Source organism: Seleniivibrio woodruffii, from assembly GCF_004339245.1.
In the GTDB taxonomy this organism is placed as follows: domain Bacteria; phylum Chrysiogenota; class Deferribacteres; order Deferribacterales; family Geovibrionaceae; genus Seleniivibrio; species Seleniivibrio woodruffii.
In genome coordinates this window covers 1,072,926-1,097,640 of the sequence record NZ_SMGG01000003.1, presented here as the reverse complement: position 1 = coordinate 1,097,640, position 24,715 = coordinate 1,072,926, and the positions used below count along the sequence as shown (strand labels likewise).

Below are 24,715 nucleotides of genomic sequence, written 5' to 3'. Positions count from 1 at the left end.
TAATAATTGATTCTATCCCTAAATCTGCTATAGATTTTGTATAGTTTTGCCCGACATATTACTTAAAAAAGAAGATTTTCAATATGAATAAAGCACTTTTTTACGGCACTGCCGGAGTTTTCTTCTTCGCTTTCACCTTCATTCTGAACAGAAGCATGCACCTTTCCGGCGGCCACTGGATATGGAGCGCATCTCTGCGCTATTTCTTCACTCTGCCCATGCTGGCAGTGATTGTGGGACGGCAATACGGGTTCAGCAACATACACAGCGAAATAATGAACAATACATTTCAATGGTTTACATGGAGCATGACCGGCTTCGGACTGTTTTACACCCTTCTGGTTTTCGCAGGCGACCATGGCGAAGCATGGCTTCTGGCCGCGCTATGGCAGGTTACGATAGTCATGGGCGTGCTGATGGCTCCGCTATTCGGCTCAAAAATATCCATGCGGAATCTTGCCGCATCCTTCATTATACTTGCGGGTGTTTTTCTGCTCCAGTTTCAGGGAGTTTCCGGTTTTGACCCGGAAAATTCACTGCTGACGCTGATTCCCATCCTCATAGCTGCCATAGCGTACCCGCTGGGCAACAGAAAGATGATGGCGGCATGCGGAAGCGACATCTCAACCATCGAGCGTATATACGGCATGACGCTTTGCACAATGCCGCTGTGGATCCTTATGGCCGCATACGGCGCTTTTAAGCTGGACGCACCCTCTGCAAATCAGGTTTTCCAGAGCTTTCTGGTTGCCCTCTTTTCAGGGGTGGTTGCGACCTTTCTCTATTTCAAAGCCACCGATCTGGCAAAAACGGACATTAAACAGCTTGCTCTTGTGGAGTCGGCGCAGTCACTAGAGGTCGTGTTCGCCCTCATAGCCGGAATAATCTTTCTGGGGGACGCACTGCCGAACCACGCAGGTGCGGCGGGCATCGTCCTCATAATCGCCGGAATGACACTGAACAGCCTTCTGGCACTCAGGCATTGAGCTTAAGCAGACAGCAGCTCTCCACATGGTATGAGCCGGGGAACATATCCACTATATCCAGTTTTGCGACACTGTATTTCTCCGAAAGCCTTTTCAGGTCTCTGGCAAGTGTGTCGGGACTGCATGAGATATAGACCACGGTCTTTGCACCGCTGTTCTTTATGAAGTCAGTCACTTTCTTATCAAGCCCTGTTCTGGGCGGATCGACAAGGATAGTGTCATAACGCTCTTTAAGCCTGAAAAGAAGCCCTTCGCTGGCAGATGCTATCCAGTTGACGTTCTCAAGCCCCATTCTTTTTGCAAGAGCGATGGAATCTCTGGAAATCTCAGAGGCAGTGACCTTTTTGCAGGTCCTGGCAAGTGCCAGAGTCAGAAATCCAGCTCCGCAGTAAAGCTCCAGAGCGTTCTCACCTTTTGTATTATCATATACAAAATCCTGAAGATGACCTGAAAGATATCTGTTTCCCTGCAAAAACGTACCGAATCCCGCATGGAATGCACCGTATTTGGTATCAAACAGGATATTTCTGAGTCCTTTTATGCCGTTTTCAGTCTCAAGCCCTGCAAAATCTCTGATATTATCAACATTTCCGTCAACTCTGCCCAAAGCCTGACCGTTCTCATTCTCCGTAACATAAAGCTCATAATTTCCTTTAAGACCATAGGCCAGTGCTTTCGATTTATGGACTATGCCGTGTTTTATCACAGGACAGTTGTCCACAGGCAGAAAATCGTTGGATTTGAACTTAAAAAAGCCTATCTTTCCGTCCCGGATGCGGAAAGTGGCACGATTTCTGAACTCTTTTAAGTCTGCCGACAGAACGGCAGGTTCCGGATGTGATATTCCCGCTTTTTTCAGCTGATGCAGTACAAAGTTCTTCTTTATGGCGGTCTGGTGCTCCGCAGCTATATGGCCGAATGTACAGCCGCCGCAGACTCCCAAATGGGGGCAGTATTTTTCGCCCCGCTTATCGGAGGCGGTAAGAATCTCCTTAAGGCTTCCGTATGTAAAATTCTTTTTGTCATCAACCACTTCATAGCTGACCGTATCGCCCTCCACCGTATGGGGGATGAACACCACACGGCCGTCGGGCATTGTGCCCACTCCGTAGCCGCCGTATGCCGTGTCTTTTATGTATGTTTCGTATGTCATTCCCATTCACCTTTAAATATTTTTGTGTGGAGCGGGGAGGGTTCGCCGTTTATCTTCTGAAAAAGCGGCGGTTCGAAAGAGAGTTCACGCTTGCCCCCTTTGCGGAACTCCATGAGCACTACTTTGGGCTTGATATTGATGTCCGGACACACAGCCATCAGCCTTTTTGCCTCGAAACCGTATCTGAAGCCCGCATCGAACAGCGCGGGCATCATGTCCGCATCGTAGCTGAGGAAAAGGCTTGCGCCGAACTTTAAAAAGCTGCGGCAGAAAGAAAAAAGGTGGTCCGCATTCATGGTTGTTGTGAAACGGGCATTCAGTTCCGTTTCATCCTGCGGAACCTTGCCGCTGGAAGGGTCTCTGTAGGGAGGGTTGCACACCGCCGCATCATACTGGAAATCCGGTCTGTAATTGCGGATATCCACGTTCAGCGGCTTTATGATATGTCCCAGTCCGCACTGCTCAACAGTCCTCTCAAGACAGCTGAACATCGGAGCCTGCATCTCCGCCGCATCTATCTGCCCCACCCTTTTCAGGCCGGCCAGAAGTGCCGAGATAACCCCGCTGCCGGAGCCGATATCTATAATACGCTTCTTACCCGAAACCTGTGCGAACCAAGCCAGATAGACCGAATCCACACCGAAGCGGAAACCGTCGGCCGGCTGACAGATGAGTATTTCAGGCTTTATTATGCTGTCGTTGGTCATGGTCTTTTGAAAATCAGAAATGAACCCGTGCCGATGAGAGCCGCTCCCGCCGCACGGTTAAGGTTCAACCCGCCTCTGCCCGTCAGAAACTTTCCGGTTCTGTGGGCAACTACCGCATATGAGCCCATCACTGCACTGATTACAAACGCCACCAGAACTGCCGTGACCATGGCATCGGTCAGGGTAAGCCTTGTCAGATCCATGAAGTTCGGCAGGAAACCGCAGTAAAATATAATTACCTTGGGGTTAGTGATGGTTATAAAGAATCCGCCGAGAAATCTGCCCTTCTTGCTGGGTACCGTCTTTTCAGGCTTGGATTCCTTTGCCAGAATGAGCTTTATCCCAAGATACAGCAGATATATGCCGCCCGCTATGCGGATGTACATGAACGCCTCGCCCATTACCGATGCCACGGCGGCGAGACCAAAAACTGCGAATGTGAGATAGACCATATCACCCAGAATCATTCCAAAAATGTAGAATCCGGCACTTTTCAGCCCGTATTTCATAGTTTCGGCCACCAGACCGAGCGCACCCGGACCGGGACTGGCCACAAACAGGGACATTGCAAGCACAAACGCTATTGAGGACTGAACGGTCATATCACCTCTCCGCTGAGAATTTTTTCAAGTTTAGACGTATTTTTCTCGATGTCAAACATATCCAGACATCTTCTCCTTGCCGCCTGTCCGTATATCCTGCGCTGTTCTGCGCTGAGTATGAAGGTTTTCAGTGCGGCGTAGAGTCTCTGGGTGTCCTTCTTCTCAAGGATGATGCAGGAATCCCCCGTCATCTCACGGACAGCTCCGGCATTGAACGCAACACACGGAAGCCCTGTGAACATGGCCTCCAGCAGAGTGTTGGGAAAGTTCTCCTCAAGACTGGGCAATGCGAAAATATCAAGGGTTTGGAGAAAAGCGGGCACGTCGGTCTGAAATCCGCAGAACTCCGCATCCACACCCTTCTCTTCTGCATATTTTTTAATATCGGCCTCTCCGCCGCCCGTTCCGGCTATCTTTAAGCGGAATTTCATTCCGGCATCACGGAGCATTTTGGCCGCATCGATAAGGTAAATATGCCCCTTTGTAACAGAGAGCTGACTGGTAACGCCTATGGTCACAGTCTCCTGCTCTCCGTGCTGTTTTTCAGCAAATTTCTCTCTGTCCTTGCTGTTGTACAGCACGCTGATTATCCCTTTACGCATCCAGGGCAGTTTCGATATATCATCTTTAAGTCCCTGACTGGGAACTATTATTCCTTTTATTAACCCATGAAGAAATCTTTCCTCAGCAGTGTTTTTATAGTCCTGAGGAAGTCCCACACGGTGATAAACCGGCACACCCGCCAGTCTGCATGCAACGGCGCCGATGTTGACATCCTTTGAAATGTTCACCACTGCGGCATCGATGTTTCTGCTTTTGAGCACTGAATATATCTTCGCTATTGTCACCGGATTATACTTCATACCGGGGCGCATGGTGATGGTCTCAAACCCTGCGTCTATGCATTTCTGAACGAACGGGGTGTCCGGACGGACTATCGCAGTGACCTTATGCCCTCTTCTGACAAGCTGAGTTCCGTAGTCTATTGTCCAGGTCTTAACGCCGCCCCAGCGTTTGTTGAAGTTGATAAAACAGATGTTCATAGAGTTTTTCACCGTCATTGCGAAGCCTGAAATGCTATGGCAATCTCATCAAATATGACCAGCCTAACCGTTTATTTTAAATCATTCACACAGATTATCAATCATTATGCGACTGTAGTTAGCTAAAGCCTAAGCTGTGACACTATCTTGCAGTCACTCTGAGTGAAACGAAGAGTCTGAAAAATGAGATTCTTCACTATGTTCAGAATGACGTAATATAAAGGATGTGTCCTAAACTTAGCATTTAGATGCAAGCAGTACAAGGAAGGTTTTTAATTTCGAAGGGGAGTGTACACAGAAGTACATGACCCGAGATATTAAAAAGCTGACGCCGTAATGCGAAGCATATAAATGCTAATACAACAAAAAAAGGCAGACCCGAAAGCCTGCCTTTTCTATATGATTGTTAAAGAAGTCTTACTTGGCTCCTTTGTACTTCTCAGCGATCTGCACTCTGATGAGCTCTTTCATAAGCTCTATCTCCACAGTCTTGAATGTTTTCTCGTCAGCTTTACGCTCACGCTCAAGAGCCGCTTCTGCTTTAAGTTTTCGCTGAACAGCCTGCTCAAGGTCGATTTCGTGACCAAGCTCGGCATCATCGGCAAGAACGATTACCCTGTTGTTGTTCACTTCAAGGAATCCGCCGCCGACTATCGCAACGTATTCGAGTTTGCCTTTAATTCTGTAGGCAAGCTCTCCTACTCTCAAAGCGGTAAGGAGAGGTGCGTGGTCGGGCAGAACACCAAGGTCGCCCTCTACGCCGGGTGCTATCACTTCGTCTACATCCTCGGAGAGAATTTGTCTCACCGGAGTAACAAGTTCAAGCCTGACAGTCTCTGCCATTATTTGCTACCTGCTTTAAGCTTTTCGGCTGCTGCATAAACTTCATCCAGTCCGCCGACCATGTAGAACGCCTGCTCGGGCAGGTGGTCAACTTCGCCGTCAAGCAGAGCTTTGAACGCTTTAACAGTGTCTTTCAGGGGCACATACTTACCGGGTGTGCCTGTGAACTGCTCTGCAACGTGGAAGGGCTGAGAAAGGAATCTCTGAATCTTTCTCGCTCTTGCAACAGTCTGTTTGTCAGCTTCGGAAAGTTCTTCCATACCAAGGATGGCGATGATGTCCTGAAGCTCTTTATATCTCTGAAGTACTGCCTGAACACCACGGGCAACATCATAGTGTTCCTGACCAACGATGTTGGGGTCAAGGATACGGGATGTTGAATCCAGCGGGTCAACCGCAGGGTAGATACCAAGTTCTGCGATCTGACGTGAAAGAACCGTAGTCGCATCAAGGTGCGCAAACGTTGTAGCGGGAGCGGGGTCAGTAAGGTCATCCGCAGGAACGTATACTGCCTGTACGGAAGTAATAGAACCTTTAGAAGTAGATGTAATCCTTTCCTGAAGCTCACCCATCTCCGTACCCAGTGTAGGCTGGTAACCAACCGCAGAGGGCATACGTCCGAGCAGAGCCGAAACTTCGGAACCTGCCTGAGAGAAACGGAAGATGTTGTCTACGAACAGAAGCACGTCCTGACCTTCAACATCACGGAAATATTCCGCAACTGTCAGACCTGTAAGTGCAACCCTCATACGTGCGCCGGGGGGCTCGTTCATCTGGCCATACACCAGTGCAACTTTATCAATAACGCCCGATTCCTTCATTTCAAGGTAAAGGTCGTTACCCTCTCTGGTACGCTCACCAACACCTGCGAAAACGGAGTAACCGCCGTGTTCTTTCGCAATGTTGTTGATAAGTTCCATAATAAGAACTGTTTTACCAACGCCCGCACCGCCGAACAGACCTGTTTTTCCACCCTTGGTATAGGGCTCAAGAAGGTCGATAACCTTGATACCTGTTTCAAGTATCTCATAACCCGTGTCCTGATCTTCGAGCAGGGGAGCGGGTCTGTGGATGGGCCAGCGGTCTTTGTATTCAACAGGTCCCATCTCATCAACGGGATCGCCTGTTACGTTTATGATACGTCCAAGAACCTTATCGCCAACGGGGGCAGATATAGGCTTGCCCGTATCGATAGCTTCCGCTCCTCTAACAAGGCCGTCTGTGGAAGTCATCGCAACGGAACGCACGATGTTTTCTCCAAGGTGCTGCTCAACCTCACAAATGATTGTGCGGCCGTCACCTTTAACTTCGAGGGCATTGTAGATTTCGGGAAGATGGCCTGTTTCGAACTTAACGTCGATTACAGGGCCGATAACCTGAACAATTTTGCCTTTGTTTTCAGCCATTTCCTGATCTCCAGTTTATTGTAAAATTTTCTACTATCCGTTGAGTGCTTCAGCACCGTTCACAATGTCCAGAATCTCCTTGGTGATTGCGCCCTGACGTGCCTTGTTGAAGGTCAGCGTCAGCTTGCTGATGACTTCGCCAGCGTTTCTTGCGGCGTTGTCCATAGCAACCATTCTGGAGCCGTGTTCACCGGCAATCGACTCAAGAATTGAGAAGAATACGGTGAAGTTGATGTATCTGGGCATAATCTCTTTCAGAAGAGCTTCGGCCTGCGGTTCATAGATATAATCCGTTTCATCCGCAGCGGCTTCTTTCTTCTCCAGAGAGAGGGGGAGAACCTTGGTCACTTTTGCAACCTGAAAAGCGGTCGACTTGAACTCGTTGTGGATGATGTGGACTTCGTCCGCATCCTCGTTCATATAGAACTCAACGAGTCTGTCGCCTATTTCGTTTGCTTCGTCGTAAGTTATCTTGCCGCCGAAGGAAACGTATTTTGAAAGAACTTCAAAATGTTTTTTGCCGAGGAAATCAAAACCTTTCTTTCCTATGCAGACAAGTTTGATGTTCGCTCCCTGGTTTTCCCTTGCAAACGCAAGCGTCTTTTTTACCACGTTTGAGTTGAACGCACCGCAAAGACCCTTGTCGCTGGTTATAATGGCGAGGCAGATGTTCTTAACCTCTTTTCTCGCTGTGAGAAAAGGGTGGCTGTCGGCCTCCACTCTGTCGGCCATGCTGCCGACAAGTTCATAGATTTTGTTCGCATAAGCTCTGGCGTTGGTCATGGATTCTTCCGCTTTTCTCATACGGGCGGCAGAAACCATTTTCATCGCTTTTGTGATCTTCTGCGTGTTTTTAACGGATTTTATTTTCCGTTTAATATCCATTACACCAGGCATTTAACAGCTCCTTATGCTGTGAAGATTTTTTTAAACTCCGCAACAGCAGCTTTCATTTTAGCTGACAGTTCGTCGGAGATTGTCTTCTTAGTGACGATTTCTTCAAGGATGTCCGCTTTGCTGCTTTTCAGGTAAGAGATGTACTCTGCCTCAAACTTAGCAAGAGAAGCGGTGGCCACGTCGTCAAGGAGTCCGTTGACACCTGCAAATATAATTACGATCTGCTCAGCGACATTACAAGGTTTGTACTGTCCCTGTTTCAGGATTTCAACAAGTTTAGCACCACGGTTAAGCTGTGCCTGAGTAGCCGCATCAAGGTCAGAACCGAACTGGGCGAAAGCCGCAAGTTCACGGAACTGGGCAAGGTCAAGTCTCAGACGGCCTGCTACCTGTTTCATAGCTTTGATCTGCGCTGAACCGCCAACCCTTGAAACTGAGATACCAACGTTAACCGCAGGACGGATACCTGAGTAGAAAAGGTCTGTCTCAAGGAATATCTGACCATCGGTAATGGAGATAACGTTTGTAGGGATGTATGCGGAAACGTCACTCGCCTGTGTTTCGATGATGGGAAGAGCTGTCAGTGAGCCTGCGCCTTCTGCATCGGACAGTTTCGCCGCTCTTTCAAGCAGACGTGAGTGAAGATAGAAAACGTCGCCGGGATATGCTTCGCGGCCGGGAGGGCGTCTCAGAAGCAGTGACATCTGTCTGTAAGCTGTCGCCTGTTTTGAAAGGTCATCATAGATAACAAGGGCGTGCTTGCCTCTGTCTCTGAAGTATTCACCCATTGTAGTACCTGCAAGGGGTGCGATGTACTGCATTGATGCGGGGTCTGAAGCGGATGCGGAAACAACGATAGTGTAATCCATTGCTCCGTGTTTCTCCAGAGTATCCACAACTCTTGCAACTGTTGATCTTTTCTGACCTACAGCCACATAAACGCAGATCATGTCCTGACCTTTCTGGTTTATGATAGTGTCAAGGGCGATTGCAGTTTTACCTGTCTGACGGTCGCCGATGATAAGCTCTCTCTGTCCTCTGCCGATGGGGATCATTGAGTCGATAGCCTTGATACCTGTCTGAACAGGCTGATGTACGGGCTGTCTTTTGATGATACCGGGGGCAACTTTTTCGATAACGTCGAACTCTTTAGTATCGATGGCGCCTTTGCCGTCGATGGGCTGTCCGAGTGCGTTAACCACACGTCCGATGAGTGCTTCGCCGACGGGAACGGAAGCGATTCTTCCTGTTCTTTTAACCGTGTCGCCTTCACCGATGTGCTGGTAATCTCCCATAATAACTAAACCGACATTGTCCTGCTCAAGGTTGAACACGATGCCGTAAACTCCGCCGGGAAGCTCAATAAGCTCTCCCGCCATTGCATTGTCGAGACCATATACTTTGGCGATACCGTCACCGGCTGTGATGATGGTACCGACTTCCTGCATCTCAACTTTCTGGTCGAAGTTTTTAATCTGATCACGAATGATCTGGCTTATCTCTTCGGCTTTGATCTGCATTAGCCAATCTCCTTAAATTATTTATACCAACTGTTCTTTTATCTTATTCAGCTGTCCCCTGACGCTTGCGTCATAAAGACTGCTCTCCACCTGAGCGATAACACCGCCGAGGATGGAGGGATCAACATTTTCCGTAATAGTAATTTTCTTACCAGTAATTTTGTCCAGAACCGCTTTCAGAGTGCTTTTTGATGCTTCATCCATTGCAGTTGCAACTGTGATGACCGCTTCGGCCTCTCCTTTTGCTTTTCTGTCCATTGCCTTAATTTCAGATGAGATAAGCTCAAGCAGGCTGAGCCTGTTTTTGCTCACAAGAAGTTTAAGGAACTTGTAAAGGAATTCATCGATCATTCCTTTGGATTTCAGAACATCAACAACAGCCTGTTTTTCGGCTTTGCCTATGAGCGGGCTTTTTATGAGTGTTTTGAAATCGGCGGACTGTTCAGAAGCGGCACTGACAGCTGAAAGCTGTGCAATAACCTGCTCCAGTTTGTTTTCAGCCTTTGCCTCCTGAAAAAGAGCATCGGCGTAGCGTGCGGCAACTATATTCTCTTTCACCCTGCCACCTCGATCTTCTTAACGTATTCATCAAGAAGTTTTTTCTGCTTGTCGGCGTCAAGTTCTCTGCCGATTTTCGCTTCTGCTGCGGAGATAGCCGCCATGACGGCATCTTTTTTCAGCTGAACCTTGGCTCTCTTAAGCTCGGAATCGATGAGGTGCTCAGCGAAAGATTTCAGTTTTTCCGCCTGTTTGGCAGCATCTTCCAGAATCATAGCTTTTTCTGCTTCAGCTGCTTTCAGTGAGTTTTCTTTCATCGTCTCAAGGTCTTTTTCGAAACCTTTCATCTTGATCTCATACTCGGCAAGCTCCGCCTTAGCCTTCTCAGCCGCATCCTGTGCGTCTTTGATTGCTTTTTCGATGTCAGCGGTTCTCTTGTCAAGGAATTCAAGAAGAGGTTTTTTAGCGACTTTAACAAGGATAACAACGAGCAGGACGAACACAACCGCTCTGTAACCGAAGTTTTTCCAGAGTGCGTGCATGTCCGGTGCGTGCTCGCCGCCTTCAGCAGAGGCGTGGGCAGCAAAGGACATAAGTCCGATCGATAGTGCTGTAAGAACCTTTTTCACTATATCCCCCTAAAGGTATTATGCGGAAAGCATTATTCTGTCTGCGATAAGATCGGAGATCTCTTTCACCATGGCATCCATCTCAGTTTTAGCTTTGGCGGATTCGGCCTGGATCTCTGTGCGGGCGGCAAGAATTTTCGCATCGATGTCGGCTTTAACAGCGGCAACCTGTGCGTATGCCTCTTTGGACGCTTCGTCTTTGATCTTTTTGTGATAGTCTGCAAGCTCGGCTCTCATCTGAACCATTTTTTCAGTGTAGTCGGCTTTGTACTGTTCAACTTTTGCTTTAAGAGCCTCAGCCTCACTCTTCATACCTTCGATTTTAGAGTCTCTGGTGTTGACGGTGCCCATCACGGGATCGAGGATCATCTTCTTTGCTATGAAGATTATAACAAGAAACTGAACGATTTGAATGGCAAGAGTATAGTCGATGTACAGCATGGACGCAATCCCCTCCGATAGGTCTGAATTTATAAAACGGTATTCTGTATACAGTGTACAAGTCAGAGAATTTTTATCAAAACTTGCTGTATAAGTCAACACATACTTTGCCCTTTTATACTTGAAAAATCAAGCGGAGAAACCATGCCGCCCCATGAAAAAAATTCACACAATTTTATGGTTGCAACAGTTCAAAATTTATCAAATAATATGTGAAATTCTTTTAAGGGTGGGAGCAATGGCGGATAAATCAGCATATGTTGCGGATCAGCTGGGACAAATTGTCACCTCTGTTCTTAAAAAAATGGCGGCGGACAAGTCGAAAGTCTCCTCTTCCACCATATCGAATTATCTCAATAACAGCGAGGAGTTCAGAAAACTGGTTCACACCGCAATGACGGGCGGCGATAAATCCGATGTTTTAAAATACGTTAACCCTCTTCGCGGGTTTGTACCCGATCACAACCTCAAGGCTGTTGAGGAGATGGTCTTCTCGCCGGACAAAACTCATGACGAGACAATGTCTGCCCTGCTTAAGTCATTGTCGGATCACCTTCTCTCACTGGAGAAGAAACAGCATAAATTCAGCTCGTTCATAGACGACGTCTTTTCAAAGTTCGTAAACCTTCAGGCGGAGCTGACCAGCAGTCTGGGTCACAACATTGAGTTTGTGGAAAAAGACCTCGCAATGGACAAAAAACTGCTGAATGAGGCTCAGGACATGCACCGCATCCTCAGAAGCGAGGATTCCATAGAATATCTTAAATCAAAGATGCTGGATTCATTCTCCTCATTCGTCAACACCTTCGACCAGAAGACCGTTACCAAAAAGGATCATCTGGGAACCATCGCAAAGGAATATTCTTCTGTTAATCAGGAGCTTGAACAGTATAAATCTCAGGTGAGCCAGCTCCAGAACGATCTGGAAAAATACAAGAACGAATCCGTTCAGGATCACCTCACCGGGCTTTTCAACAGAAAATATCTGGATATGAAGCTGTCGGAGGAGATCGACAGATTCAAGAGGATGGGCACTCCGTTCAGCGTTGTAATGGCCGACATTGACAAGTTCAAAAGCATAAATGACACCTACGGTCACCAGATAGGCGATCAGGTGCTGAAACATATGTCGCAGATAATAAAAGAGACAATCCGCAAGACGGATTTCGCCTTCCGCTACGGCGGCGAGGAGTTCGTGATTATTCTCATCAATGCGGATGTCAGAAACGCAACCCTGATATCCGATCAGATACGAAAAAAACTGGAAGCCACCAACTTCAGCCTGAAAGACGGTTCATTCTGCGTGACATCCAGCTTCGGCGTGGCACAGTTCCGTCCTGAGGACACTGCGGAATCAGTCATAATGGCCGCCGACAGCAGACTTTACACCGCAAAACAGTCCGGAAGAAACAGGGTGGTAAATCAGTAGCCGAATAGAAGTGGCAATGCCCTCATTTGCTAACTTGGAAGACTGCTTCGCTACGCTCGCAGTGACGGGAATTGTTCTTCTCTGTTAGTGTTTAGATGCAAGCTATACAAGGAAGATGAGTGAGACGAGCAAAAGCGTACGTACTCTGTACGTGTTGCGAGTGAGCGATATCTGACGCCGTAGAGCGATGCATATAAGCACTAAGCTATAGGATCATTCCGTCGTATGCAACATAGGTATTACTGAACAGCCTCCTCGCCAGAATATGCATCTCATCCAGCATGATGTCGTCATAATCCGGATTGTGATGTGCCAGAACGAGGTTTTTGACCTTAGCCTTTTTAACGAACTCAATCCCCTGCTGAAATGTTGAGTGACCCCAGCCCACTTTGCTCATAGCGCCGTTGCCGCCCGCATATTCGTCGGGATAGTAGGTTGTGTCGTAAATGAGGTAGTCGCAGCCGTAGGCAAACTCTATGAGGAAGTCGTCAACGGGTGTGCCGTGTTCGTAGTCGGATGTGTAGAGTATCTTTTTATCGGGGAACACTATTTTGTACATAAGAACGCCGTCGGGATGGTTGCCCTCCGCCGAATGTACGCAGATATCGCCGAAGCAGAACTGGTCGCCGCCCTCGATGAGGTTCAGCTTTATCTCAGCTCTCAGCTTGGTTTTGGGCACCGGAAAAAAAGGCGGATTGAACAGCACGTCCAGAATATCGGTTGAGTGCAGTGTCTCCTTGTTTTCCAGATAGATGTTTATCTTTTTTCCCGCATGATAGAACGCCTGAAATATAGGCATCCCCACAATATGATCCCAGTGGAGGTGGGAAAGAAATATATGAAATTCTTCAAAATTGTTATATTTATTAAGGCTCATAAGCCCTGTGCCGCCATCGAAGATGAGGCATGAGCGTTCATCGATGGGTGCCATCAGGCAGGTGGTGTTTCCGCCGTATTTAACGAATTTCTGCCCCGAAACGGGCAGAGTACCCCTTGTGCCTAGCAGGTAGAGCATCCGAACCTCTTTCTAAGGGTAACGTGATTACCTTTATCGTTATATTTTACTTCGTCGAAATACATCCTGGTGATAAGAATGCCCCGTCCGTGGAGTTTTAGAAGACTTTCGGGATCTGTGGGATCGGGCAGGCTGTCCACATCGAACCCCTCGCCTTCGTCCTCCAGACTCATTTCCAGACCGTCGGCATCAACGTAGAACTTAAAAACAGCATACTTTGCCATACACACGGCATCGTTCAGTCTGGAGTTGACCAGTTCGTAATAGGTGCCGGATTCGGTGGCACTCATCTTCTCTTCGCCTGTAATGCCGAGGTTTCCGTGTTCGATTGCGTTTGTAAGCATCTCCGCAAGACCGACCCTGACCTTTTCCAGAGACTGAAAATTCAGGAAGAACACGAAATCTTTCGTAAGGGCATAAACAATGCGCTCAACGTTGAAGATGTCGTTTTTGATTTTGAATGATTTGTTGAGAAAAACAGGAGTAACGGCGGCCAGACTGGATTCGAAAGAGCCGTTATGGATAACGGCATCTATCAGAAGCCTGAGATGGATCATCTGAAAATCTTCGGGAAGAAAAAACACTCCGCAGTCTTTCGGCCTGTCCTTTCCGACATAGCAGACTCTGATATCTTTTATGCCTTCCGGATAAAGGGCTGCGGGGTCATCCGTCAGATAAAGCACTGTCGCAACGTCATAGACGAACTGCGATGGATCGCCGATGCACTCCTCCTGAAACCTCTCAAGACCGCAAAATTCTGTGACCTTTTCCAAGAGGTTGCTATCATTGATGAAACATGCTATTTTTTTCATGTATCGATTATACCACAAAGATTTTCCGCAGGTCAATAATGTTACAAATTAAAGAAATTTTCAGAAGCTACGACATACGGGGAGTTTACGGAGATAAGCTGACAGAGGGGCTGGCAGAGGCTGCGGCAAAGGTTTTTGCAGAACATGTGCGGCAGGAGACGGGTAAAAAACACCCGCTTATTTCGGTGGGTCGTGACGTGCGTTTTTCCTCAAAACCTCTGGCGGACGCAGTTGCAAAAGGTCTGTCCGATGCCGGAGCCGACGTTCAGATTCTGGGCGTATGTCCTTCGCCGCTGACCTATTTCTCCATGTACTGCACCCCTGCGGACGGCTACGTCATGGTGACCGGAAGTCACAATCCGCCTCAGTTCAACGGACTGAAGGTTGGAACTAAGCACACTGTCTATCATACCGACAAAATAATGCGGATTTACGACGACATAGCGGCGGAAAGATTCCCTGTGTCGGAATATAAAGGCAAAATATTTGAATTTGACATAGTGACCGCCTATCTTGAGGAGATGAAGAGCCTGTTTGCAGGACTTAAGACGGATATGGCGGGAATGGATATAAAGATCGTTGTGGACAGCGGAAGCGGCACGGCATCAAACATTGCTCCGGAGCTTTTCGGCTGGCTGGGTGCGAAGGTTTTTCCGCTTTACTGCACAGAGGACGGAAACTTCCCCGGACACCATCCCGACCCTACAGTCGAAAAGAACATGGCCGAAGCCAGAGAGCTTCTGCTGAAAGAGAAGGCCGACCTCTGCGTAGGGTTTGACGGCGATGCCGACAGACTGGGTGCACTGGACAGCACAGGCCGGATGATATGGGGCGATGAACTGCTCTGCATCTTTGCGGACGATATCGCAAAGGACAATCAGGGCAACAGAATAGTGGCGGATGTCAAGGCCGGACAGGGGCTGTATGAGTTTATAGCCGCAAAAGGCATGCATCCCGTTATGTATAAATCCGGTCACTCCATGATAAAAGAGAAGATGAAGGAGGAGGACGCCGTCATAGGCGGGGAGATGAGCAGTCATTTCTTCTTTGCCGACAGCTACTACGGCTATGACGACGGGATATACGCCTCACTCCGCCTGCTTCAGGCCTATGTTAACGGCAAAAGGAGCGGGAAATTTTCTGTTTCGGCGGATATGACGGCGGAGATTCCCAAGTATGTCAACACACCTGAGATAAGAGAACCTTATCCGGACGATAAAAAATTCGGTCTGATAACGGAACTTTCAAAGCTGTTCGGGCAGTACCTTGCAGAGGGCTCACACGGAGTGAGGGGCATAAACGATATCGACGGCATAAGGGTTCAGTTTGAACACGGCTGGGCACTGGTTCGTGCCAGCAACACGGAGCCTCTGCTTGTGACACGGTTCGAGGCTGAGAACGGCGCAGAACTTGACAAAATAAAAGAGATTATCCACAGAGAACTGGAAAAACTGAAATGATAGAAAGAAAAAAAACACGACAGATAAAGATCGGCGATGTGGCTGTGGGCGGCGGCACACCTGTCAGCATACAGTCCATGACAAATACCGACACAAGGGACACGGAAGCCACCATAGCCCAGATACAAAGGCTTGAGGCCGCAGGATGCGAGATAGTGCGCTGTGCGGTGGTGGACGAGAACGCCGCAAAGGCTTTCAGGACCATCCGTGATGCGGTCAGGATACCCCTCATAGCCGACATACATTTCGATTATAAACTCGCCATAGCCTCAATGGAACACGGGGCGGACGCAATCCGCATAAACCCCGGAAACATAGGCTCAGCGGAGCGTGTCAGAGCCGTTGTCGATGCCGCAAAGGCAAACGGCTCGGCAATACGGGTGGGCGTTAACGCAGGATCCCTTGAAAAAGACATTCTGAAAGAACACGGAATAACCGCCGAAGCACTGGTCAAGTCGGCGTTCCGCCACATCAGACAGATTGAGGAAATGGGATTCTACGACATGAAGATAAGCCTCAAGGCAAGCAGTGTCCCCCTGACCTATCAGGCATATACGCTGTTCGCCGCTCAGTCGGACTATCCCCTGCATATAGGAGTCACCGAGGCAGGAACCTTTTTTGCAGGTACTGTGAAATCATCCGCAGGCATAGGCGCACTGCTTTTAAACGGCATAGGCGACACACTTCGGGTATCGCTCACAGGTGATCCCGAACAGGAGATCCGTGTTGCATGGCAGCTTCTGAACGCACTTGAAATACGCCGCAGAGGCCCCGAAATAATCTCATGCCCCACCTGCGGGCGCACCGAGATAGGACTTGAAGCACTTGCAGTTGAAGTTGAAAAGCGGGCATCCGTCCTCAACGACACCATCAGCATAGCAGTTATGGGCTGTCCGGTGAACGGTCCCGGCGAAGCGAAACACGCAGACTACGGAATCGCCGGAGGCAGAGGACTGGGCATAATCTTCAAAAAGGGCGAAGCAGTTAAAAAGGTTCCGGAGGCCGAACTGGTTCGGGAACTGTTCGAAATAATAAAAAATGACGGCATAAGCTAGCTTCACTTTGATTTATGTTTAATTATGGTTTAGAATAAATCAGTTCCAACCGGAGGATCAGAGTGAATCTTGCAGAACAGCTGGCCAAAGCCGCCATATTTGAAACCACAGAAAAGAACGACCTTGAAAGACTTGCAAGTTTCTGCAAGGTCAAAAAGTTTGCCAAAGACGAGGTTGTCTTCCATGAAGGCGATGTCGGCACCGACCTGTATGTCGTCACATCCGGAAGCTTCCGTGTGGTTCTGGTTGACGGCAACGGGGACGAGATAATCCTCTCGCTCATTCGGCCCTGCGGAGTTGTGGGCGAGATGAGCATGATAGACGGTCTCGGCCGCACAGGAACACTCATCGCCGACGAACTCTCCGAAATAATCCTCATCCCGCGAAAAGCTCTGAACGAACTTCTCCAAAAAGATTTCAATGTGACACTCTACCTTCTGGAAACTCTGACCGAACGGCTAAGAAAAGCGGACGAGCTTATCGAGTCGCTGGCGTTTCTGAATGTTAAGGAACGCATAATGAAATTTCTTCTGGACAGTGTTAAAGGGGAGCAGGAGCCCCAGAACGGCTATTTCACCATAAGAAAGTACACCCATCAGGAGCTTTCAAACATGATCGGTGCATCCAGAGAGTCTGTGACCAAGTGTCTGAAGATACTTTCACTGGAAGGAGCCATCAAAGTGAAGGATGACTGCATGCAGGTTAAAGAACCCGTCATTCTTTATTGAATTTCTTCTCCACAAAGCGCAGACAGTGAACACCCGATGACTGATAAACACGGACAGAGGGCAGCACATCAGTTTTGAACCCCATTGCCCGACACCCGTAGGGATGGGTCTTTTCCCATGTAATGTAAAAATGCACGCATTTACGGCAATTTATCCTTTCCAATACCGCCTCCGGATATTATATGTATTCCAAACAGCAATCCAAATCAAGGGGAGAAATTATGTTTATAAATTACCGACCCGAACAGCTTGCTGATGCTAAAACCGAGCTTGACAGCATCCTGAAAAGCAACAGAGAGACCATCGACAGCCTGTTGAAACAGGAGAACAGAACATACAGAAACTTCATCAGACCGCTGATGGAGACCGATATCCGTATCAACGAGTTTTTTACTCCCGTTTCCCACGTCAACTATGTGAATAACACGGAAGAGACGCAGGAAGTTTATAACTACTGCATGCCGGAAATAACTAAATACGGCACGGAAACCGCACAGCGTAAAGACATTTACGATGCTGTGTCCGCAGTTTACGAAGCCGAGAAGAAGACCCTTACACCGGAACAGACAAAGGTTCTGGAAAACATGCTGAAAGGATTCAGGCTCTCAGGCGTTCACCTGCCGCAGGAGCAAAAGGCCAGACTCATGGAGATAAACCTTGAACTGACACAGCTTTCCACAGACTTTTTTCAGAATATACTGAAAGACACCGACTCTTTTGAATATATCGTCACAGACGAAAAGGACGTGGCAGGTATTCCCGAACCCGACCTGAAAGTCGCCAGATGCGACGAGGGCTGGTGTTTCACCCTTAAAATGCCCAGCTACACAGCCTATATGACCTATGGCCCCAACCGAGAGATACGGGAAAAGCTCTACCATGCCTTCACCACCCGTGCGCCGCAGAACGCCGAAATAATCGAAAAAACACTTAAACTGCGCAAGGAGGAGGCGGAGATACTGGGCTTTCGCAGATTCAGCGACCTTTCCCTTGAGCGCAAGAACGCAAAATCACCGGAAGAGGTGATCTCTTTCCTGACGGAGCTTGCGGAAAAGGCCGAAAAACAGGCGGTTGAGGAGATGGAGGAGTTGAAAAAACTGGCTCAGCTCCCCGACACCGCAAGTTACGACACGGGATTCTACGCAGAAAAACTGCGCCGCATAAAATGCGGATACAACGAACAGGAATACCGCCCCTATTTCGAACACCACAGTGTCGTTAAAGGCCTGTTCGACTTTACGGAAAAAATATTCGGAATCTCCTTCGTTCAGGTTGACGTTCCTGTCTGGCACGAAACAGTAAAAGTCTACGACATATACAAAAACGGTGAGGTATTCGCAAGGATATACACCGATATGGAAGTCCGCAAAGGCAAGCGGGACGGCGCATGGATGAACAACTGGCAGACAAGGCGCATAAACGCAGAAGGCAGGCTTGTGCCTGCAACCGCTATCATATGCGGCAACTTTCCCCATGCAACAGAGGACAGCCCCTCGCTTCTGCGCCACAGCGACGTGGTTACCCTTTTCCACGAGATGGGGCACGCCCTGCACCACCTGCTCTCAGAAGTTGACGAAGCTGATGTCAGCGGTGTCAACGGTGTGGAATGGGATGTCATCGAGTTCCCCTCGCAGTTTTATGAGCTGTTCGCATTCAACCCCGATGTGCTGAAAATGTTCTCAAAGCACTGGCAGACGGGGGAAGTGCTCCCAGATGAGATGATAGCCAGACTGGACGGTGTGCGCACCTTTATGTCGGCGACGGGAATGCTCCGCCAGATCGAGTTCGGACTGTTCGACATGACAATCCATGCTGACGCATACACAGCGGATGAGGTTCAGCGGATTCTTAATGACATAAGAAAAAAGACGACCGTAATTCAGCCGCCGGCGTATAACAAGTTCCAGCACGGATTCAGCCACATCTTCTCCGGAGGCTATGCGGCCGGATACTACAGCTATAAATGGGCGGAACGCCTGTCATGCGATGCCTACGGGATATTCACCGAAAAGGGTGTTTTCAATGCCGAGGTCGGCCGCAGCTTCCTTGAGAACGTTCTCAGCAAAGGCGGCAGCGGGGATATGATTGAATTTTTCAGAAAATTTGCCGGAAGAGAACCGGACAGCAGAAGCCTGCTGAGGGTCAACGGCATAAGATAACAGAAAAGGCAGTCCGAAAAGACTGCCTTTTTTAATTTGTACAAAGTTAATGAGATTGCCACGTCACTGCGAGCGTAGCGAAGCAGTCTCATCACGGTGGTGTGCTTGAAACTTCAGTTTGTCATCAGTCTGAAGGCAGTCGAAGAGACTGCCTTTTTATTTAGCTGAATATGAATTCATTAACAAGTGCTCCTGATAACACAGATAATAAAACGATATGTTTAATAATGAGCAGTTACTTGACAATTAAGTAATATTATGTTATAATGCTTGAATGTTTGGCAAAAGCCAAAAAACAGGAGGTTAGATGATATGCGAAATTAACATAAGAATAAGCGCTAGCTTTACGCTATTTGACGTAACGCTAAGCCATAAAGGGGCAAAAATGTATAGTTTTTTAAGAAAATTAGTCATCTTTACTATCATGACTATTTATCCAATAACTACTAGCCTTGTTCATGTTGATAAAATTGAAGTGCAATTCAACTACATCAACAAACAAGAAGTACACAATTACTAACGTAACTTGCTTAGAAGAGGTCGTTGTTAGGAGGCAACGACCTTACTTCTGAATTAATATACTTTCCTATAGCTTCTGTCAACTAAAATATCACTGTTAGAACATTTATCCAAATACTACACACTAAGTACTTTACAGATGACTGCAAGAACTATAGCGAGATGTATACTCAGCGCTACCTCTTACTTACTGTATTAAACACCCACTTACTACTATATACATTTATCGGGTATCGGGAAATCCAGATCAAACAGCTTCCACGAATTCTTCACATACTCAAAAACCTTCTGAACGGACTCGCTGTCGTAAAACTCCTTATCATAGTCCTCAAACTCGAAGAAGGAGGTCTCCTCAGCTCTGGAGCCGTATCTTGTTTTTTCGAACACATTGTTGATATATCCGGTCATGTTCTCGCCGTATTCAACAACGGTGATATCGCCCAGAGGTCTGCAGTCACGCACAATTGAGGAATACAGATTTCCCCACATAGACATGGTCTCCATGTGCTTCTCTCTGGTCATTTCGCCTTCAACGCCGGAGGTAAGAGTTATGGCTCCGGGGTGGCGCACGGTGACGATATATTTCGCCTGCTTGCCGAACAGAAAGTTCAGCAGTTTAACGCCGTATGACAGTGCGGAGCTTTTCAGGAAAACGTTTTCGCAGTCCTGTGCCTCACGGTTTACGTATACGAGAAACTGGCAGAGCTCGAAAAGTGCATTGTTAAAGTTCCAGGGCAGTCTCCAGCCCATATCAAACTCTGAAAAAGGGTTCTGCTGGATGAAGATAGCGTTGGGCATGCTGTTGTGGGTCATTGAGAGCAGAAGACGCTCCCACGGCCAGCCGTATGCGGAGGACACTGCGTTGTAGACGGTTGTGCCGCCTGTGCGGGGCATGCCGAGGATGAAGTTGAATTTTTTACCTGCCGTATAGGGGCGCATGGCGTCAACATCTCTTCTGGTGATTGCCTGAAACAGTTTTACGGTCTCCTGCATGAAGTCATGGAGTTTTTCGTGATATTCCTTCGTCTGCTCGGCTGCTTTAACGATCTCAAGGTTCTTCTGAGCTATCTCACGCTGTCCGTTGTCGTCCATTCCTTCAACGAGAACAGGAGCCCAGGACTCGACCGGGTTGACTCCTGCAATATATTCTATGGTGCCTTTTGCGATAGGCACTTCCATGGTAGTCGTCATGTTTATGGTTCTGGGGTTTACTCTCTTTTGTTCCTGCATAATGCTTCCTTTTTTAGTTTCGGTGGGAAATCTTATACCGACACAGGGTCAATATCAATATTTTATTGCCTGTAATGGCAAAAAAACAGCATCCACCCTTTACACTCCGCCTGCTTTCGGATAAAAACTATAGATTACGGGAGATTTTTCTATGTTCAATCAATACGCAAAAGACAGGATAATCCTTTTCGACGGTGCAATGGGCACCTCCATACAAAAATATGAGATTTCCGACGAAGTCTGGCAGGGAAAGCAGGGTTGCAGCGAATGGCTGAACCATGCCGCTCCGGATATCATCCGTGAGATACACGAGCAGTATCTGACGGCGGGTGCTGACGTTGTCGAGACCAACACTTTCGGCGGAACCGAGCTTGTAATGTCCGAATACGGACTGGAGGCCATGACCTATGAGCTGAACCTGAAAGGCGCACAGATTGCCCGTCAGGCCGCCGACAAATACGGAAAATTCGTTGCAGGTTCCATAGGCCCCGGAACCAGACTGCCCAGTCTCGGCCAGATAAGCTATGATGAGCTGTTCACAATGTACAGGTCACAGGCGGCGGCTCTTCTTGAGGGCGGGGTCGACCTGTTCATAATAGAGACCTGTCAGGATCTTCTCCAGATAAAGGCCGCTCTGAACGCCGTGCTTGAAACTGCACCTGCGGGCTTCCCCGTTATGGTGTCGGTGACCGTTGAGCAGAACGGTACGATGCTAATGGGAAGCGACCTTTCGGCCGTTGCCGCCGTGATCCGTGACTATCCCGTTTTCTCGCTTGGTCTTAACTGCGCAACAGGCCCCGACCTGATGCACCATCCCGTTGCAAACCTCTCCAAAAACTTCGGCGGCAGAATCTCATGTCTGCCAAACGCAGGACTGCCAGAAAACAGGGGCGGAAAAATGATCTATTCCATGACGCCCGAACGCATGGCGGAGATCATGGAGGGGCTGATCAAAGAATTTCCCGTGTCGGTTCTGGGCGGATGCTGCGGAACCACACCCGACCACATAAAAGCTCTGCGTCCCCTTGCGGACAGATACAAACCCCTCGCGCCAGCCGCCGCTGAATACACAGGCGAATGCGCAAGCCTCTATTTTTCAACGACCATTACCCAGTCCCCCGCACCCGCTCTCATAGGCGAACGTGCCAACGCAAACGGAAGCAAGGCCTTCCGTGAACTGCTCCTCAAAGATGACCTTGAGGGCATGCTGGCGGTTGCAAAGGAGCAGGAGGATACGGGAGCGCACTTCACCGATATCTGCGTGGCATACGCCGGAAGGAACGAAAAGGAGGACATGAGACAGTTCATGCTCCTTCTGAACAAAACCCTCACAGCCCCGGTAGTGATAGATTCCACAGAACCTGACGTTGTTGAGATGGCACTGAAACACTATGCAGGAAAGCCCGTCATAAACTCCATCAACTTCGAGGACGGCGGCGAAAAACTCCACAAAATACTGAAAACTGTTAAAAAACACCCGTCAGCAGTCATAGCCCTCACCATCGACGAAGAGGGAATGGCCATGACAGCGGACAGAAAATTCGCAATAGCTGAAAGAATATACAAGGTTTTCACCGAAGAGTACGGACTTAAACCCGAAGACCTAATCTTCGACCCCCTCACCTTCTCCATAGGCAGCGGGGACATAACCCTCACCGATGCGGCAATTCAGACAATCGAAGCAATCCGCAGGATAAAAACCGAGCTGAAAGGCGCAAAAACTGTGCTCGGACTCTCTAACATTTCGTTCGGTCTGTCCGCCGCCAGCCGGCCTCTGCTGAACTCCGTCTTCCTCCACGATGCGGTGGCCGCAGGGCTTGACATGGCCATCGTCCATGCATCAAAAGTCATTCCCGAATCAATGATAGACGCAGACGATATGAAGCACTGCAAGGCTCTGCTGAACGGCGAAGAGGGCGCACTGAACGCCTTCATCGAATATTTTTCATCTAAAGAGGGCGTTGAAAAGCAGGAGGAAAAGCTTAACCTCCCCGCAGACGAGATGCTCAAACAGCACATAATGAAGGGCAAGAAGGCCGGACTGGACACTGTTCTGAACGAACTGCGCCAGACCCACAAGCCCATAGACATAATAAACGACATAATGCTCCCCTCAATGCAGGCGGTGGGCGAACTGTTCGGTGCAGGCAAAATGCTCCTTCCCTTCGTTCTGCAGTCAGCAGAGGTAATGAAGGCCGCAGTGGGACTGCTTGAGCCTTACATGGAGAAGAGCGATGCCCAGTCCAGAGGGACTGTTGTCCTTGCCACCGTAAAAGGCGACGTGCACGACATAGGCAAGAACCTTGTGGATATCATACTTTCGAACAACGGTTTTACAGTACACAACCTCGGCATAAAAGTGCCTGTTGAAGAGATGATAAGAAAGGCTGTTGAGGTCAAGGCGGACGCAATCGGAATGAGCGGTCTGCTGGTGAAGTCCACGAACATAATGAGAGAGAACATTGAAGAGCTGATGCGCCAGAATGTAAGCACGAAGGTGCTTCTGGGCGGTGCGGCTCTCACAGAGAAATTTGTGGATCAGGACTGCAAACCCATCATGCCCGGCATGGTGCACTACTGCCGTGACGCTTTTGATGCTCTCAAAGTGCTCGGAGGCGGCGAATCCGGTGCAAAGGCATCCGAAAAACCCATGAAAGAGGCAGTTCAGAAGGTTTCAAAAGTACGCAGACCTGAGCTTGGCGATATCCCCGCCGTTCCTTTCTACGGCACACGCTCCGTCACAGACATCAGCCTTGATGAAGTGCTTGAGTATATGAATAAGCTGGCGCTCTTCAACCACAGATGGGGATACAGCCGCAAGAACATGGCAGAGAACGAATATTCGGCAATGCTGAAAGAGACTGTTTATCCCGAATACGAAAAGACTGTCGCCCGTGTCAAAGCGGAAAATCTTGCTGAACTGTCCGCCAGATACGGCTTTTATGCATGCAACAGCGACGGCGACAGACTGATAGTATATAAAGACGATACGGACGAAGTGCTCTCTGTTTTCGAATTTCCCAGACAAAATATCGAAGGCGGAGTGTGCATATCAGACTATTTCCTGCCCGTTTCATCAGGCAGAAAGGACGTTGTGGCCTTCCATCTGGTCACAGCGGGACACAAGGCCGAAAAGCTCTGTAAACAGCTGTTCGAAGCACATGAATACAAAGAATATTACCAGTACCACGGCTTTTTCACGGAGCTGACGGAGGCACTGGCGGAATATTTCCACAAACAGGTAAGGGCTGAACTCGGAATCGGCGGTAAAGACGCAAAATCCGCCCACGGAATCATCTCTCTGCAATACAGCGGCCGCAGATACAGCTTCGGCTATGCGGCATGCCCCGACCTTGCACAGAACGCACAGCTCGACAGTTTCCTGAACTTTGAGGAAATAGGCGTGCACCTCACCGAAAATTACGAAATGGTGCCGGAATACTCAACCTGTGCTATAATTGTTCATAACCCTACGGCTGAGTATTTTGTGGTTTGACAACACGGCTGAGTATTTTGTGGTTTGACAACAAATGAAGAATGAGACTGCTGCGTCATTACATTCCTCGCAGTGACTGTTTCAGTC

Annotated in this window: 22 protein-coding genes; 7 read left to right on the top strand and 15 right to left on the bottom strand. The window is 48.6% G+C overall.

All coding sequences use genetic code 11. The features are described from left to right. The first annotated feature begins 83 nt into the window (after positions 1 to 83). A complete protein-coding gene (locus C8D98_RS05200) occupies positions 84 to 986 on the top strand; it encodes a DMT family transporter (RefSeq protein WP_132872654.1) in 903 nt (300 codons plus the stop codon). On the opposite strand, the gene C8D98_RS05195 is transcribed toward C8D98_RS05200, so the two are convergent. From C8D98_RS05195 to C8D98_RS05145, 11 genes are all read right to left on the bottom strand, one after another. Then, positions 976 to 2,139, bottom strand: coding sequence for a class I SAM-dependent RNA methyltransferase (locus C8D98_RS05195; protein ID WP_165871195.1), 1,164 nt, complete (start codon positions 2,137 to 2,139; stop codon positions 976 to 978). The two genes, C8D98_RS05200 and C8D98_RS05195, sit on opposite strands and share 11 nt — an antisense overlap. Next, positions 2,136 to 2,846, bottom strand: coding sequence for a tRNA1(Val) (adenine(37)-N6)-methyltransferase (locus C8D98_RS05190; protein ID WP_132872651.1), 711 nt, complete (start codon positions 2,844 to 2,846; stop codon positions 2,136 to 2,138). Before C8D98_RS05190 ends, C8D98_RS05195 begins: the two co-directional genes overlap by 4 nt. Then, positions 2,843 to 3,448 (bottom strand): LysE family translocator, encoded by a 606-nt coding sequence (locus tag C8D98_RS05185; RefSeq protein ID WP_132872649.1) that lies wholly within the window; start codon positions 3,446 to 3,448, stop codon positions 2,843 to 2,845. The genes C8D98_RS05190 and C8D98_RS05185 overlap by 4 nt, the downstream gene beginning before the upstream one ends. Continuing rightward, positions 3,445 to 4,491 (bottom strand): glycosyltransferase family 4 protein, encoded by a 1,047-nt coding sequence (locus C8D98_RS05180; protein ID WP_165871194.1) that lies wholly within the window; start codon positions 4,489 to 4,491, stop codon positions 3,445 to 3,447. Before C8D98_RS05180 ends, C8D98_RS05185 begins: the two co-directional genes overlap by 4 nt. Positions 4,492 to 4,908: 417 nt before the next feature. Beyond that, positions 4,909 to 5,334 carry a F0F1 ATP synthase subunit epsilon gene (locus tag C8D98_RS05175; protein ID WP_132872645.1) on the bottom strand — a complete coding sequence of 142 codons (426 nt, stop codon included), beginning with the start codon at positions 5,332 to 5,334 and terminating at the stop codon, positions 4,909 to 4,911. Continuing rightward, positions 5,334 to 6,740, bottom strand: coding sequence for a F0F1 ATP synthase subunit beta (gene atpD, locus C8D98_RS05170; protein WP_132872643.1), 1,407 nt, complete (start codon positions 6,738 to 6,740; stop codon positions 5,334 to 5,336). Before atpD ends, C8D98_RS05175 begins: the two co-directional genes overlap by 1 nt. Positions 6,741 to 6,773: 33 nt before the next feature. Further along, positions 6,774 to 7,637, bottom strand: a complete 864-nt coding sequence (atpG, locus tag C8D98_RS05165; protein ID WP_132872641.1) for an ATP synthase F1 subunit gamma — start codon at positions 7,635 to 7,637, stop codon at positions 6,774 to 6,776. Positions 7,638 to 7,648: 11 nt separating this feature from the next. After that, on the bottom strand, positions 7,649 to 9,157 hold the full coding sequence (gene atpA / locus C8D98_RS05160; RefSeq protein WP_132872639.1) for a F0F1 ATP synthase subunit alpha: 1,509 nt from the start codon (positions 9,155 to 9,157) through the stop codon (positions 7,649 to 7,651). Between the two features lie 21 nt (positions 9,158 to 9,178). Beyond that, positions 9,179 to 9,715 carry an ATP synthase F1 subunit delta gene (atpH, locus tag C8D98_RS05155; protein WP_132872637.1) on the bottom strand — a complete coding sequence of 179 codons (537 nt, stop codon included), beginning with the start codon at positions 9,713 to 9,715 and terminating at the stop codon, positions 9,179 to 9,181. Further along, a complete protein-coding gene (locus C8D98_RS05150) occupies positions 9,712 to 10,284 on the bottom strand; it encodes a F0F1 ATP synthase subunit B (protein ID WP_132872635.1) in 573 nt (190 codons plus the stop codon). The genes atpH and C8D98_RS05150 overlap by 4 nt, the downstream gene beginning before the upstream one ends. A gap of 18 nt (positions 10,285 to 10,302) precedes the next feature. Then, on the bottom strand, positions 10,303 to 10,725 hold the full coding sequence (locus C8D98_RS05145) for a F0F1 ATP synthase subunit B (RefSeq protein ID WP_132872633.1): 423 nt from the start codon (positions 10,723 to 10,725) through the stop codon (positions 10,303 to 10,305). Positions 10,726 to 10,963: 238 nt separating this feature from the next. Between C8D98_RS05145 and C8D98_RS05140 the strand changes: the two genes are divergently transcribed. Then, positions 10,964 to 12,154, top strand: a complete 1,191-nt coding sequence (locus C8D98_RS05140; RefSeq protein ID WP_165871193.1) for a GGDEF domain-containing protein — start codon at positions 10,964 to 10,966, stop codon at positions 12,152 to 12,154. Between the two features lie 205 nt (positions 12,155 to 12,359). Here the strand turns inward: C8D98_RS05140 and C8D98_RS05135 are convergent, their stop codons facing one another. Both C8D98_RS05135 and C8D98_RS05130 read right to left on the bottom strand, forming a co-directional pair. Beyond that, a complete protein-coding gene (locus C8D98_RS05135; RefSeq protein ID WP_132872630.1) occupies positions 12,360 to 13,169 on the bottom strand; it encodes an MBL fold metallo-hydrolase in 810 nt (269 codons plus the stop codon). Beyond that, complete coding sequence (locus C8D98_RS05130; RefSeq protein ID WP_132872628.1) at positions 13,154 to 13,981, bottom strand: ATP-binding protein; 828 nt, start codon at positions 13,979 to 13,981, stop codon at positions 13,154 to 13,156. Before C8D98_RS05130 ends, C8D98_RS05135 begins: the two co-directional genes overlap by 16 nt. 38 nt (positions 13,982 to 14,019) lie before the next feature. Between C8D98_RS05130 and C8D98_RS05125 the strand changes: the two genes are divergently transcribed. The 3 genes from C8D98_RS05125 (at position 14,020) to C8D98_RS05115 (ending at position 17,224) form a co-directional block, all read left to right on the top strand. Next, positions 14,020 to 15,441, top strand: coding sequence for a phosphomannomutase/phosphoglucomutase (locus tag C8D98_RS05125; protein WP_132872627.1), 1,422 nt, complete (start codon positions 14,020 to 14,022; stop codon positions 15,439 to 15,441). Next, entirely contained in the window at positions 15,438 to 16,496 is a 1,059-nt protein-coding gene (ispG, locus tag C8D98_RS05120; protein WP_132872625.1) for a flavodoxin-dependent (E)-4-hydroxy-3-methylbut-2-enyl-diphosphate synthase, read from the top strand. The genes C8D98_RS05125 and ispG overlap by 4 nt, the downstream gene beginning before the upstream one ends. A gap of 62 nt (positions 16,497 to 16,558) precedes the next feature. Next, positions 16,559 to 17,224 (top strand): Crp/Fnr family transcriptional regulator, encoded by a 666-nt coding sequence (locus C8D98_RS05115; RefSeq protein ID WP_132872624.1) that lies wholly within the window; start codon positions 16,559 to 16,561, stop codon positions 17,222 to 17,224. Here the strand turns inward: C8D98_RS05115 and C8D98_RS05110 are convergent. After that, on the bottom strand, positions 17,211 to 17,387 hold the full coding sequence (locus tag C8D98_RS05110; protein ID WP_132872622.1) for a uracil-DNA glycosylase: 177 nt from the start codon (positions 17,385 to 17,387) through the stop codon (positions 17,211 to 17,213). The genes C8D98_RS05115 and C8D98_RS05110 overlap by 14 nt on opposite strands. 58 nt (positions 17,388 to 17,445) lie before the next feature. Here C8D98_RS05110 and C8D98_RS05105 point away from each other — a divergent pair, with 58 nt between their 5' ends. Further along, entirely contained in the window at positions 17,446 to 19,383 is a 1,938-nt protein-coding gene (locus tag C8D98_RS05105) for a M3 family metallopeptidase (RefSeq protein WP_186434668.1), read from the top strand. A gap of 732 nt (positions 19,384 to 20,115) precedes the next feature. On the opposite strand, the gene C8D98_RS05100 is transcribed toward C8D98_RS05105, so the two are convergent. Then, the gene (locus C8D98_RS05100; protein WP_132872620.1) at positions 20,116 to 21,132 is read right to left on the bottom strand and encodes a hypothetical protein; all 1,017 of its coding nucleotides are present in this window, start codon (positions 21,130 to 21,132) and stop codon (positions 20,116 to 20,118) included. Between the two features lie 151 nt (positions 21,133 to 21,283). On the opposite strand from C8D98_RS05100, the gene C8D98_RS05095 reads away from it, so the two are divergent. Further along, the gene (locus C8D98_RS05095) at positions 21,284 to 24,628 is read left to right on the top strand and encodes a methionine synthase (protein ID WP_132872618.1); all 3,345 of its coding nucleotides are present in this window, start codon (positions 21,284 to 21,286) and stop codon (positions 24,626 to 24,628) included. Positions 24,629 to 24,715 lie beyond the last annotated feature (87 nt).